Raw genomic sequence first — 14,312 nt, forward strand, 5'->3', positions numbered from 1 at the left:
TGGTGCTACTGGACCTCAAGGTGTTCAAGGTAACACAGGTGCTACCGGCGCTACTGGTGCTACTGGACCTCAAGGTGTTCAAGGTAACACAGGTGCTACCGGCGCTACTGGTGCTACTGGACCTCAAGGTGTTCAAGGTAACACAGGTGCTACCGGCGCTACTGGTGCTACTGGACCTCAAGGTGTTCAAGGTAACACGGGTGCCACTGGCGCTACTGGTATAGGAGTTACCGGACCTACTGGACCTTCTGGCGGGCCTCCTGGACCTACTGGACCTCAAGGTAACACAGGTGCTACTGGCGCTACCGGTGCTACTGGACCTCAAGGTGTTCAAGGTAACACAGGTGCTACCGGCGCTACTGGTGCTACTGGACCTCAGGGTGTTCAAGGTAACACAGGTGCTACCGGCGCTACTGGTGCTACTGGACCTCAGGGTGTTCAAGGTAACACGGGTGCTACTGGCGTTACCGGTGCCACTGGACCTCAAGGTGTTCAAGGTAACACAGGCTCTACCGGGCCTCAAGGCATTCAAGGACCAACGGGTGCTACCGGCGCTACTGGCATAGGAGTTACTGGACCTACTGGGCCAACTGGACCTAGCTTCCCTATAGCAACAATTGTTGTAACAAACAATATTCAGCAAACAGTACTGCAATTTAATAACTTTATTTTTAGTACTGCAATTAACGTAAACAATATTATCTTCAACGGCACAGATACAGTTACTGTTATTAACGGTGGTATTTATGTAATTAGCGTATCCATTTCTACAACTGCGCCAGGATGCGCTCCACTCGGAGTAGGAATTTCAATTAATGGAGCAGTCGCAACTGATAATTTCTCTTCAAATTTAATAGGCGACTCACTTTCATTTACTACAATCGAAACATTAGCAGCTGGTGCAAGAATTTCTGTTCAATCTACTCTTAATGAGATTACGATCCCTGCGACAGGAAATACTAACATCCGCCTTACTGTATTTAGAATCGCTTAAATTTCATGATATATTGTTTATGACAAATAAAAAAAGAGCGAGGAAACTCGCTCTTTTTTTGTTATGTACAATAATTCATTACTATTCTAATTCAATTGAAACATTTTTTTGTGGTACAAATGTGGAGATTGCATGTTTATAAATAAGCTGCTGCTTACCTTCTGTTTCCAGCAGGACTGTAAAATTATCAAATCCTTTAATTAGTCCACGAAGCTGGAAACCATTTAATAAGTACAGCGTAACAAACGTATTTTCTTTACGGAGTTGATTTAAAAACTGATCTTGAATATTGATTGATTGCTTCATGTCGAATCCTCCTCTTTTTCTCTACTTACTATTATTCGACTTTACTTGTAAATTTCCTTCTATGTATCGTAAAATTTCTGACGTTTTTTCACCGTCTGTAACATCAAACCACATGACATCCATTTTATTACGGAACCACGTTAATTGACGTTTTGCATAACGACGCGAATTCGTCTTTAATTGTGACACCGCATCTTCTAAAGAGGCTCGATTCTCAAAATAATCATAGATTTCTTTATATCCAATCGCTTGAATAGATTGACAATCTCGTATCCCTCTATTATACAGCCCTTCTACTTCCTCTAATAGGCCTTGTTCCATCATCAAATCCACTCGTAAGTTAATGCGATCGTATAGCATTTCTCGATCCATTGTCAAGCCAATTAATGAAACATCATAGAGTAACTCTTTTTCTTGTTTCTCAATTTGTTCACTCATTTTTTCACCCGTCGTGTGGAAAATTTCTAACGCCCGAATGACACGTCGTACATTATTTGCATGAATACGCTCCGCACTTTCTGGATCTACTTCTTGCAATTTTTTATGTACATATTCCACACCGCGTTCTAAAGCTAACTTTTCCATTTGCTCTCGGTATATCACATCACCAGCATCATCTGTAAACTGATAATCGAATAAAACAGATTGTATATAAAGACCGGTCCCACCAACTATAATTGGTAATTTACCACGTTCTGTAATTTCTCGAATATGCTTGCGAACACGTTCTTGAAATTCCGCGACAGAAAATGAATCTTCCGGATTTTTTATATCGATCATATAATGTGGAATTCCGTCCATCTCTGCTTTTGTTACCTTTGCGGTTCCAATATCCATCGTTCGATAGATCTGCATGGAATCACCACTAATAATTTCACCGTTCAACGCTTTGGCAAGATCGATACTTAACTTCGTCTTTCCAACAGCAGTTGGTCCAATGATGACAGCAACTTTTTCACGTTGCACTTCTCCCATATCATTCAACTCTCTTTATGTAATATACTCCATCTATTGATTATACCCAATCTTACCAATTTTAACGGCATGATTGCAAGTTCTTTCATTTCGGTACATGAAATTATACAGAAAAAAGAACATAGTTTGTCCAATTCTGCATATACATGATAAAAATAGTTTCGAGAGGATGAGTTAACTATGAAACAATCCACCATCAATTTTTCATCTTTGACAAAAGACCTCATTTTAGCCACTTCTACAAAAGAACAAAATTGTTCACAAGAGGAATTATACTTCGCCCTAAATTGTTTACTACGGGCTTTTCATTCTACTCTCCATGAAACAACATTACATCCAGAAAATAAAAATACAGAATATATACAAACGCAATTTTGCAGTGCATATAAAATTATTACAGGTAAAACTATTTATCCATTTCAATAATCCATAAAAAGCGGCTGCTTACATAGTTTCAAGCAACCGCTTTTTATATTAATATCGATAACCTATTGTATAACTTTCACTTTTACAGATTTGCGCCCCCAGCTATTAGCACTACCATCTGAACCGACTAATACATCAATACGATTTCCTTTAATCGCACCACCGGTGTCTCCAGCAATCGCTTCTCCATATCCTTCTACCCATACTTTTGATCCAAGCGGAATTACTTTCGGATCAACAGCAATTACTTTCATATTTGGATTTGCTGTTAAATCATGCCCCATTGCAGTTAATACACGACCACCATACGAACCATTCTCACTCGGATCTGCTGTATATGCCGTCGCTTCTACTGTAATTTCACGACCACCAGTAGGCGCACTTGTTTCAGTAGATTTTGCAACTGGTTTTGCAGCCGGTTTTTCTTTTACCACAGGTTTACTTGATTCTACATTCTTAATAGAATCGTTACTCTTAACAGACTCTTTATTCTTAACTACTGTATTATTTTTAACTGGCGTATTTGTTCTAGCTGGCGCTTCTTCTTGAGCTACAACCTCTTTCTTTTCGATTACAGGTGCTGTTCCTGTTAAAAATGGCACGTGAACATATCCAACTTTTCCATTGTAGTCGAATTGTAACCATTCATTTTGAACTTGATTCGTCGTTTCAATCACATCATTTTTATTAAGTTTACCTAAAATTTCAGAATCAGTATTCGCTCCAGCACGAACATTTAATACGCCCGCCGTTACATAATATGTGCTCTTTGTAAAATCGGCACTTACAAACGCTTCCTTACCGTTCAACTTAATTTTTGTCCATCCATTTTCTGTATTCATAACATCTAGTGTATTCCCACTGAACACTTTACCTACAAGCTTTGACTCTACATTTGGGTTTTCTCTAACATTTAATACGTCTGTTGTTACAATTGTTTCCGCTTTAGCAGAACCCGCAAAAATCCCAAGACCAAAAACTGCTGCTGTTGCTATACCTAATAATTTTTTCATGAATAGCCTCCATTTGCTTTGTTTTCGTATTTTCATTATAGCAACAGATTTTTAGAATTTTTAGAAATCACACAATTACAAAGCATTCGTAATATACGATTAACGAGTTGTAACATAAATTTCCATATTAATAAAATGCATTTCTAATACAATCTCCAGTGGTTTTCATATATTTTTCATATACGAGCACAAGAACTTTTTTCCAGAAAAAATTACAGTGTTACTTTTTTGTTACAAAAAATTCACAATTCGTTACATCTTTTACCAAAAAACATCAATATTCAATTGTTAACCTATTTTTTTGTAATAAAAAGAGAGCAGCTACTAAAAACTGCTCTCTTTTTATTTGTTATTGAACTTTCTTTTTCCAAACACCTAGCATAACAGCCGAGACAATTGTTCCAATTAATATAGAGAAAATATATAGTAACGGTTTATTTACTAACGCTATTACAAATAATCCACCATGCGGTGCCGGTAATGTAATTTGGAATAACATAGATAACGCACCTGCAATACTTGAACCAACAACACAACTTACGATTACTCGAACCGGATCTGCAGCTGCAAACGGAATCGCACCTTCTGTAATGAACGACGCTCCCATAATATAATTTGTTAAACCAGATTTACGTTCCGCTTCTGTAAACTTTGATTTAAAGAATGTAGTTGCGAATGCAATCGCAAGTGGTGGTACCATCCCACCAGCCATAACTGCTGAGTGCACTCCAAAATTCTGCGCTTCTATTGCAGCAATACCAAAGGTAAATGCCGCTTTATTAATTGGCCCCCCCATATCAATTGCCATCATACCACCTAAAATAAGACCTAGTAATATAGCATTCGTACCGTTTAAACCATTTAACCACCCTGTCAACATTTCATTTAATGCTACTACAGGCGGAATTACTACTTTTTGCATTACAACTCCTGTAATCAATAATCCAAAGACTGGATATAACAATACAGGTTTAATTCCTTCTAATTGTACTGGTAGTCCTGAAAATAATCTTTTCAACCCTAAAACAACATATCCAGCTAAGAAACCAGCAATTAATCCACCTAAAAATCCAGCATTCGCATTCGCCGCTAAAAATCCACCTACAACACCAGGCATAAAACCAGGACGATCAGCAATAGAACTTGCAATAAATCCAGCTAAAATTGGTACAAGGAATAAAAACGCACCTGTTTTTCCTCCACCAATTGACATGAACAATTCAGCTAAAGGACCTTCCGCCTTTATACCACCAAACGAAAACGCTAGCGCTATTAAAATCCCGCCACCAACAACGAATGGAAGCATATTACTTACACCGCTCATTAAATGCTTATAAATTCCTAATCCTTTTTCTCCCTCAATACTTTCTGATTTCCCGTCCTCTTTTACACCTTTAAAGATTGGTGCATCTTGTTTGACAGCTCGCTTAAGCAGATTTTCCGTTTTTCGAATCCCATCAGCAACTGGCACTTGAATGACATGTTTACCAGCAAAACGATTCATTTCTACTTGTTTATCCGCCGCAACAATAATAGCTGTCGCACGTTCAATATCCTCTTTCGTTAAACCGTTTTTAATACCTGTTGATCCGTTTGTTTCAACTTTAATCGCTATTCCTAACTCTGTCGCTTTTGCTTTTAAGCTATCCGCTGCCATATATGTGTGAGCGATTCCAGTTGGACAAGCTGTAACAGCAAGTACGTACGGTTCATTTCCTTCTGGTTTTGCGACTTCAATCTCTTCTTCTTTTTCATTCTCTTTTTCATCAAATAGTTGAAGAAGCTCACTTTCATCCTTTGCTTCTAATAGTTGCTTGCGAAATCCTTCATCCATTAATAATGTCGATAAACGAGACAACGTTTCTAAATGAGTATTATTCGCTCCTTCACTTGCAGCAATCATAAAGAATAAGTGTGCTGGCTGTCCGTCAAGCGACTCATAATTGATACCGCTTACACTTCTACCAAAACAAATCGATGGTTGTTTAACAGCCTTTGTCTTCGCATGAGGTATTGCAATACCTTCCCCTATTCCAGTCGTACTTTGGGCCTCCCGCTTTAAAATAGCTTCTTTAAATTCCGTTTTACTATTTAAACGATTTGCCCCGTTTAATTTCTCAACTAATTCATCTATGACAGCTTCTTTATTTGAAGCTGTCAAATCCATAATGACTGTATCCCTTTTTAATAGTTCTGTAATTTTCATATGTTGCTTCCCCCTATCGCTTAGCTACAATTACTTGCGACAATAATTCTTCTACTTTTTCCTTCTTACATAAATCAGCTGAAAATGCTGTTGCACTCCCTGTTGCAACGCCGTATTGAAATGCCTTTTCAATATCTTTTGTCTGTTCATATTTGCCTACAAACCCTGCAACAAGAGAATCCCCGGCCCCAACTGAATTAATTACAACACCTTTTGGAACAGTCGCTTCATATATACCTTCTGCCGTAAATAATAAAGCTCCCTCTCCAGCCATCGATACGATAACGTGTTTTACACCTTGTTCAATTAATTTTCTTCCATAAGGTAAAACGTCCTCTACTGTTGAAAGCTCCACTCCAAACAACTCACCAAGTTCATGGTGGTTTGGCTTAATTAAAAATGGCTTATTTTTAATTACATGTTGCAGTGCACTTCCACTTGCATCTACTACTACACGAATACCTTTTTCAGCTCCAAACACAGCAATTGATTCGTAAAAGGTACTTGGAATAGAAACTGGTACACTCCCAGCAAGTACAACACAATCTCCAGGTTGCATACTCTCAATTTTTTTCATTAACTGTTCGAACTGCTCTTTTGTTACAATAGGACCTTGGCCATTTAATTCTGTTTCTTCTTCCCCTTTTATTTTCACATTAATACGAGTATCTTCATCTACTTGGACGAAGTTTGTTGTTACACCTTCCGTCTGTAATACCTCTTTAATAAATTGACCAGTAAATCCACCAGTAAATCCAAGTGCTATATTTTTAACACCTAAACGCTGAAGAACACGAGAAACATTAATTCCTTTTCCTCCAGGAAACTTCATATCTTTTTCCGCTCGATTTATTGTTCCTAAATCAAAGGAAGAAACTTGCACTACATAATCAATAGATGGGTTTAAAGTAACTGTATAGATCATTGTTTATCAGCCTCAATTACATTGGTTTGTTGTTTATATTTTTCTAAATCAATTTCTAAATGGTTTGTAATAATATTTGCATCTTCAACATTTGCAATTTTCGCAAACGCAACTTCTGAAAACTTACTTTCATCAATTAAGAAATATCCTTCGTTTGCTAATGTTAATGCCATTTGTTTTAAGAGCGCTTCTTCTGGATCTGGCGTTGTAAAGCCAAGCTGTTCATGTACACCATTTGCACCTAAAAAACATTTATCAAAACGATACTTCTGCATACTTTCCTGTGCCATAGCACCGATTAAAGCTTTCGTCCTACTCTTCATCATTCCGCCTAGTAAATACGCACGAATATTATTTTCAACTAAAGCTTCAATATGCATAAGTCCATTCGTAACGACAGTAACATCTTTATTTATTAAAAATGGAATCATTTCAAATGTTGTACTTCCTGCATCTAAATAAATACAATCACCTTGTTCAATAACGCTAGCCGCATACTTAGCAATTTGTTGTTTTATTTGAATGTTTTTGGATGATTTTTCGACCATCGTTGGTTCTTGCCCTTTTCCTGTTAAAACAGCTGCACCACCATGAACTCTTTTTAATAACCTTTGCTTTTCCAATTGTGCTAAATCACGGCGAATTGTCGACTCAGAGCTTTCTGTTCTTTCAACTAATTGCTGTAATTTTACAACTTTCTGTTCTTTTACAAGTTGCAATATCATTTGATGACGTTCAGGAGTTAACATTTTATTCACCTCTTCTTTGATTACAGTATAATGAAAACGGTCACAAAAATCAACCATAAACAATCAAAAATAATCAAAAACATCCACAAACATTTATAAACAGCAAAAAAAGAAACCTATTCGATCAAACAATCAAATAGATTTCTTTTCTAAATTCACTTATAAAGAAGCTTTATATATACTTAAAACATCATCTTTATTTAATTTTTTAAAGTTACCAAATTCACCATACGCCATCGCTTTATCCGCCATTAAATCAATTTCATTTTCTCCAATAGCGTAATCAGATAATGTTACTGGCGCCTCAATTGAAGTCCAAAATTGACGTAACGCCTGAATTCCTTCTAACGCAATTTCTCGATCAGTCTTTCCATCTGTTTCTACATTGAATACTCGAATAGCAAACTGTTTAAAACGACTTACATTTCCCTCTACAACATGCTTCATCCAGTTCGGGAATAAAATCGCAAGGCCACCCCCGTGTGGTATATCATGAACAGCAGAAACTGCATGCTCAATATTATGAGTCGCCCAATCTCCTTTTACTCCCATTGCTAAAATGCCGTTTAACGCCATAGTACCACAATATAAAATAGTTTCTCTATGCTCATAATTTTCTAAATCACTTAAAAGCTTAGGAGCTGTCTCAATTACTGTTTTTAAAACAGCTTCACAATAACGATCTTGTAGTTCTGTATTCGTTCCATGATGGAAATATTGTTCTAATACGTGCGACATAATATCTACCATACCGTAAATTGTTTGATCTTTCGGTACAGAAGTAGTATGAACTGGATCTAAAATCGAAAACTGCGGGAAAGTAACCGGGCTACCCCATCCATACTTTTCATTCGTTTCCCAGTTTGTAATTACCGAGCCTGCATTCATTTCAGATCCTGTTGCTGCAAGAGTAAGTACAGTACCAAATGGTAATGCCTCATTAGCAAATGTTTTTTTCGTTACAATATCCCATACATCTCCATCGTACTTACTACCAGCTGCAATTGCCTTCGTACAGTCGATTACACTTCCTCCACCAACTGCTAAAATAAATTCAACACCATTCTCTTTACAAATTTGAATCCCTTTCTTTACAGTTGATACACGTGGATTCGGTTCAACACCTGTTAATTCAAATACTTCTGCATTAATATCCTTTAAAATAGAAATTACATTATCATAAATACCGTTTCTTTTAATGCTGCCTCCCCCGTATACGAGAAGAACTTTTTTACCGAACTGTGGAATTTCAGTTTTTAACTGTTCTAATTGACCTTTACCGAAAATAAGTTTCGTTGGATTACGAAATACAAAATTTTGCATATTTCTTTACCATCCCTTCTATATGAAAAGCAACTATACTTTTGTATACCATATTTTTTTCATTTCACAAAAATATTTGCCTAATAAAAAAATCCCAGCCTACAGGCTGAGATTTTTTTATTGGTAATAAGGTGAGATCATTAAGTAAACAATAACACCAGATAAACTTACATATAACCAAATCGGCATCGTCCAACGTACAATTTTACGGTGACGTGTTAATTGATTTGTAAAACCAAATACAAGCGCAAACAATGCAAGTGGTACGATAATTGCTGCTAGGATAATATGTGTAATTAAAATGATGAAATACACATATTTAATGAATCCTTCTCCGCCAAAATGTGTTGCCGGTGCTAAGTAATGATACGATAAATACGACACACAAAATAGTAAAGTTGTCGTAAATGCTGCAAGGATAAAACCACGATGCATTTTCACATTCTTTTTAATGATAGAGAATAACGCTGCTAATAAAAATACGAACGTAAAGCTATTAAAAATCGCGTTTAACATTGGTAAAATCGTTACATCAAAATGTACTTCTCCTTCATAGCCAACAGGTCCAAAGAACAAAAATAAAATAATCGCATTTACAATTACAGAAAGCGTTATCACAATAGGAGCATAGCTTTTCTGATTTGTTGATTGATCCACCAAAATGGTCACTCCCTCTTCCTTCAAGTATGTATACATAACCTCACTATTTTAACATATTATTCACAGTGTAAATGTGACAATAGTTTGACACAGCAAGACCAGACAAAGAAAAAAATCCTTCTTAATAAAACTTCTTAAGAAGGATTTTATCGCTTTATTATTCAAATAGCAATGCGATTAGTTTTTGTTAAAAAATGTATCGCTATATGCTTGAAAAATTTCAGACACTTGATATCCCATTAATGAAATTGCTGTTAATGAAAAGAAACCAATCATAAGAAATCGAAACCACATATAAATCTCCTCCTTGTATTTAGCTTAAAAAACGTTAGCTACCTTACAAGTTGAGTGGCACTCTTCATCATCACTTTCCTTTTTCCTTACAATTGCTGTAATAAATCGAATCATAAAGAAAACTACAAAAGGAAATTGTTCGTAATTCACATTGGCATAGTTTAGCAACGGCTCGCGCTGCACATCGAACGGAGATGAGAAGGAATAGAACATACCTTGCTCTTCCATATATACAATTACAATTTTCATGCAAAATACGATTCCTAGAAACGAAACAATATCTTGCCATTCTGTCGTATATAACAGGTTATACAGCTCTAATACGTACTCTTCCATCATCATCCCCCCTTCCTTTTTTACCATTTTGCTCGCCTTCGTATAAAAAGTCAAGAAAAAAGTTTATATCCACTATGACAATAGTAATTACTTGTTTCTATGATTATATATGATTCTTTTATAGCAATGACTGGGTGTAACTCTCTTCGAAAATAAGAAAATTAGAATCGAACAGATTCCTCATTCTTACTTTTAGGATTCAAAACTGTGCTATTTTTATTTCTATTAAAAATAAAATAAGAAAGTATGATAAGAACTGTAACAAACATTGTTAAAAGTGCTTGTGAACGTAAAGTATCAATTGCGAACATCGCAACTAAAACTGCTATAATAGCAGCAATTGTAACATACGTTACATACGGAAAAAGCCACATTTTCACTTTCAAATTTTGTTGTTCTACTTTCCCCATTTTTTTACGCATCTTTAAATGCGAAACTGCAATAACGAGATAAACTAGTAACGCAATCCCGCCAGATGCATTCACTAAAAACAAAAAGACTTTATCTGGAGAAATGTAACTAAACACAACTCCAATATAAGCGAAGAAAGTTCCAAATAAAACCGCTCGAACGGGAACACCACTACTGTTCAATTTTAAAAATGACTTTGGAGCATCTCCTCTTTCTGCCATTGAAAAAAGCATTCTTGAATTTGTATATAAGCCTGAATTTAAGCAAGAAAGTACAGCTGTTAAAACGATAAAATTCATAATTTGTGCTGCCGCTGGTATTCCTATATGTTCAAGTACAGCTACAAATGGACTTTTTAATATGTTTGCTGAATTCCATGGCAGTAGCGTAACAACTACCGCTATAGACCCAATAAAAAATACAAGAATACGCCAAATCACACTGTTTGTTGCTGTTTTTACTGCTTTTACAGGTTCTGCAGATTCACCTGCGGCTACTGCTACAATCTCTGATCCCATAAATGAAAATATAACAACAGTAATTCCAAGCAGGACCGAACTTATACCGTTTGGCATAAATCCACCTTGTCCAATTAAATTCGAAGTGCCGGGTGCTTCTGTTCCTGGAACAAATCCTAAAATAACAGCAAGACCTAGACAAAGGAACAAAACAATACTTATTACTTTAATAAAAGAAAACCAATATTCAAACTCTCCAAATGATTTCACCGAAAAAACGTTCGTCAGCGTTAATAAAATTGTTAATATTAAACTTAATAACCAAAGCGGTATTTGTGGAATCCAATATTGGATAATACCAGCACCTGCTGTGGCTTCTATTGCAATAACAATTACCCAAAAAAACCAATATAACCAGCCTATTGTATAACCCGCCCAAGGACCAATCGCTTCTCTTGCATACGTTGCAAATGAACCACTTGTCGGATTAACAGCTGCCATTTCTCCTAGCATTCTCATGACGAAAATGACTAGAAGTCCTGCTAATGCATATGAAACGATAGAACCTGGTCCTGCCGAATGTACAACTGCACCACTTCCAACAAACAAACCAGCCCCTATTACGCCGCCAATTGAAATCATTGTAATGTGGCGTATTTTGAGGTCTTTCTTTAGATTTTTATCCAAATCTTGTACATCCCCTTCCAAACTAAATTTTGAAACTTATGTAAGAGTACTGTGCGAAAGATTTTGTTCTATACGTTAAAATATATCAAAATATTCTGAATTTAACAATTACAATTCAACCTTCTTCAAAAATTATTACATTAGGTTTAATACTTTCCCATACACAATTGTTGAGAAAATTATAGTCCCCTTACGAAAGAAAGAATTTTCAGATATTATTAAATAAACAAGATTATACGTCTAGACAACTTTTTGTATAGGAGTGTTGATATGTTAAACAAGTTCAAATTTTTTTGTTGCATTTTAGTAATGTTCTTACTTCTACCGCTATCCCCTTTCCAAGCACAAGCAGCAAACAATTTAGGTTCAAAATTACTCGTTGGATATTGGCATAACTTTGATAACGGTACTGGCATTATTAAATTAAAAGACGTTTCACCAAAATGGGATGTAATCAATGTATCTTTTGGTGAAACTGGTGGTGATCGTTCCACTGTTGAATTTTCTCCTGTGTATGGTACAGATGCAGACTTCAAATCAGATATTTCTTATTTAAAAAGTAAAGGAAAGAAAGTAGTTCTTTCAATAGGTGGACAAAATGGAGTCGTTTTACTTCCTGACAATGCCGCTAAGGATCGTTTTATTAATTCCATACAGTCTCTAATCGATAAATACGGTTTTGATGGAATAGATATTGACCTTGAATCAGGTATTTACTTAAACGGAAATGATACTAATTTCAAAAATCCAACTACTCCCCAAATCGTAAATCTTATATCAGCTATTCGAACAATCTCAGATCATTATGGTCCAGATTTTCTATTAAGCATGGCTCCTGAAACAGCTTATGTTCAAGGCGGTTATAGCGCATATGGAAGCATATGGGGTGCATATTTACCAATTATTTACGGAGTGAAAGATAAACTAACATACATTCATGTTCAACACTACAACGCTGGTAGCGGGATTGGAATGGACGGTAATAACTACAATCAAGGTACTGCAGACTACGAGGTCGCTATGGCAGATATGCTCTTACATGGTTTTCCTGTAGGTGGTAATCCAAATAACATTTTCCCAGCTCTTCGCTCAGATCAAGTTATGATTGGGCTTCCAGCAGCACCAGCGGCAGCTCCAAGTGGTGGATACATTTCGCCAACTGAAATGAAAAAAGCTTTAAATTATATCATTAAAGGCGTTCCGTTCGGAGGAAAGTATAAACTTTCTAACCAGAGTGGCTATCCTGCATTCCGCGGCCTAATGTCTTGGTCTATTAATTGGGATGCAAAAAACAACTTCGAATTCTCAAATAACTATAGAACATATTTTGATGGTCTTTCCTTGCAAAAATAACAAAGTAAAACTATAATTAGCCCCCATCAATCGGACATTTATGGGCAATCAATGCAGGATAAAAACAGCAATAGGACCCTTTATAGGTCCTATTGTTGTTTTTTATTTATGAAAATTACTTTGTCACATCTAAAGTTTTAAGAAACTGTTTTCCATCGCCCAACATCGCACGTTCCTCCGAATCATATTGTTAAATATTCTAGTCACTCTTTTGCTTCAACACAAAAACTGAAAGTTCAGGTACACTACAAAATCTAACAGGCATCCTAGTAGTCCCAATACCACGATTTACATATAAATATAACTGCTTACTCTTCCCCTCCACTTCATACATACCTTCAACATAACTCTCAGCTAGTTTGGTAGTAATTAACGGACCTACAAAAGGGATTTGGACTTGTCCTCCGTGACTATGTCCTGACAGTTGAAGATCAACTGGGTAACGATTTATTTTGGTTACAACATCCGGCTCATGTACTAATAACATGTTGAAATCATTTTGTTTCAAGTTTTTTAAAGTTGAATCTATTTTCGGCTTCCCTAATAGAAAATCATCCAAACCTGATATTGTAATATATTTGCCGTTTTCCACTTTAATTTTCTGCACTTCATTTACTAATACAGAAAAACCAGCTTCCTCCATATATTTTTTGTAAAATAAACTACCGCCCCCGCCCCTATCATGATTCCCAAACACAGCATATTTCCCTAAGGGAGCATAAATTTTCTGCAAAATAGCCTTCGCTCCCTCTCTTTCTGCACTATAAGAACCAAATTTATCTATTAAATCTCCGGTAAAAACTACTATATCTGGATGTAATTCATTCATCTTCTCCACCAAATGTTCAAGTTGCTTCAATGTAAACTCTGGCCCTAAATGTACATCTGAAAACTGTAATATTTTTTTATTATTAAATTCTTTAGGAATTGCAGAAGCTTCTATTTCATTCCATGTAACTGTTACTAGTTTTCGTTCTATTTCTGTCGCATAATAATACAAACTTACTAGTATCATTAATATACTTATAAAACTAATAATAAATATCTTTACGATTGATTTTTTTCGTTCTTTTTTTACATGATTCGTATTCATGTTTTCACCTCTAGAAACACTTTAAATCCTTATTGTTACATTAATGTGACAACATGAACAATGTTATTAATATGTAATTTCCTCCCTATTCACTTTGACAATT

14 protein-coding genes are annotated in these 14,312 nt (G+C 35.9%); 3 read left to right on the forward strand and 11 right to left on the reverse strand.

Features of this window, described 5'->3' with window-relative positions; translation table 11 throughout:
• The coding region (locus ACUN13_RS00005) for a Gly-Xaa-Xaa repeat protein (RefSeq protein WP_445423628.1) at positions 1-994 on the forward strand (994 nt) is incomplete at its 5' end.
• Between the two features lie 81 nt (positions 995-1,075).
• On the opposite strand, the gene hfq is transcribed toward ACUN13_RS00005, so the two are convergent.
• Together hfq and miaA are read right to left on the reverse strand one after the other, a co-directional pair.
• The gene (hfq, locus tag ACUN13_RS00010; RefSeq protein ID WP_000813896.1) at positions 1,076-1,300 is read right to left on the reverse strand and encodes an RNA chaperone Hfq; all 225 of its coding nucleotides are present in this window, start codon (positions 1,298-1,300) and stop codon (positions 1,076-1,078) included.
• 21 nt (positions 1,301-1,321) lie between these two features.
• Entirely contained in the window at positions 1,322-2,275 is a 954-nt protein-coding gene (gene miaA, locus ACUN13_RS00015) for a tRNA (adenosine(37)-N6)-dimethylallyltransferase MiaA (protein WP_445423629.1), read from the reverse strand.
• A 180-nt stretch (positions 2,276-2,455) separates the two neighbouring features.
• On the opposite strand from miaA, the gene ACUN13_RS00020 reads away from it, so the two are divergent.
• Positions 2,456-2,701, forward strand: coding sequence for a hypothetical protein (locus ACUN13_RS00020; protein ID WP_000814429.1), 246 nt, complete (start codon positions 2,456-2,458; stop codon positions 2,699-2,701).
• A 62-nt stretch (positions 2,702-2,763) separates the two neighbouring features.
• On the opposite strand, the gene entD is transcribed toward ACUN13_RS00020, so the two are convergent.
• From entD to gabP, 8 genes are all read right to left on the reverse strand, one after another.
• Positions 2,764-3,714, reverse strand: coding sequence for a cell wall-binding protein EntD (gene entD, locus ACUN13_RS00025; RefSeq protein ID WP_445423630.1), 951 nt, complete (start codon positions 3,712-3,714; stop codon positions 2,764-2,766).
• A gap of 349 nt (positions 3,715-4,063) precedes the next feature.
• Positions 4,064-5,920 carry a PTS fructose transporter subunit IIABC gene (locus ACUN13_RS00030; protein ID WP_000704605.1) on the reverse strand — a complete coding sequence of 619 codons (1,857 nt, stop codon included), beginning with the start codon at positions 5,918-5,920 and terminating at the stop codon, positions 4,064-4,066.
• A gap of 13 nt (positions 5,921-5,933) precedes the next feature.
• Entirely contained in the window at positions 5,934-6,845 is a 912-nt protein-coding gene (gene pfkB / locus ACUN13_RS00035; protein WP_445423631.1) for a 1-phosphofructokinase, read from the reverse strand.
• Positions 6,842-7,594: a DeoR/GlpR family DNA-binding transcription regulator gene (locus ACUN13_RS00040; RefSeq protein ID WP_000957279.1), complete on the reverse strand. Its 753-nt coding sequence runs from the start codon at positions 7,592-7,594 to the stop codon at positions 6,842-6,844. The genes pfkB and ACUN13_RS00040 overlap by 4 nt, the downstream gene beginning before the upstream one ends.
• Positions 7,595-7,753: 159 nt before the next feature.
• Positions 7,754-8,917, reverse strand: a complete 1,164-nt coding sequence (locus ACUN13_RS00045; RefSeq protein ID WP_001179093.1) for an iron-containing alcohol dehydrogenase — start codon at positions 8,915-8,917, stop codon at positions 7,754-7,756.
• A gap of 117 nt (positions 8,918-9,034) precedes the next feature.
• Entirely contained in the window at positions 9,035-9,577 is a 543-nt protein-coding gene (locus ACUN13_RS00050; protein WP_000228315.1) for a DUF420 domain-containing protein, read from the reverse strand.
• A 318-nt stretch (positions 9,578-9,895) separates the two neighbouring features.
• A complete protein-coding gene (locus tag ACUN13_RS00055; protein WP_121868051.1) occupies positions 9,896-10,234 on the reverse strand; it encodes a hypothetical protein in 339 nt (112 codons plus the stop codon).
• A gap of 134 nt (positions 10,235-10,368) precedes the next feature.
• Positions 10,369-11,763: a GABA permease gene (gabP, locus tag ACUN13_RS00060; RefSeq protein ID WP_000360113.1), complete on the reverse strand. Its 1,395-nt coding sequence runs from the start codon at positions 11,761-11,763 to the stop codon at positions 10,369-10,371.
• Between the two features lie 270 nt (positions 11,764-12,033).
• On the opposite strand from gabP, the gene ACUN13_RS00065 reads away from it, so the two are divergent.
• Positions 12,034-13,116 (forward strand): chitinase, encoded by a 1,083-nt coding sequence (locus ACUN13_RS00065; RefSeq protein WP_000932437.1) that lies wholly within the window; start codon positions 12,034-12,036, stop codon positions 13,114-13,116.
• A gap of 199 nt (positions 13,117-13,315) precedes the next feature.
• Here ACUN13_RS00065 and ACUN13_RS00070 read toward each other — a convergent pair whose 3' ends face one another.
• Positions 13,316-14,209 (reverse strand): metallophosphoesterase, encoded by an 894-nt coding sequence (locus tag ACUN13_RS00070; RefSeq protein WP_001095336.1) that lies wholly within the window; start codon positions 14,207-14,209, stop codon positions 13,316-13,318.
• Between the last annotated feature and the right edge of the window lie 103 nt (positions 14,210-14,312).

It is taken from the genome of Bacillus cereus group sp. Bce041 (assembly GCF_052646455.1).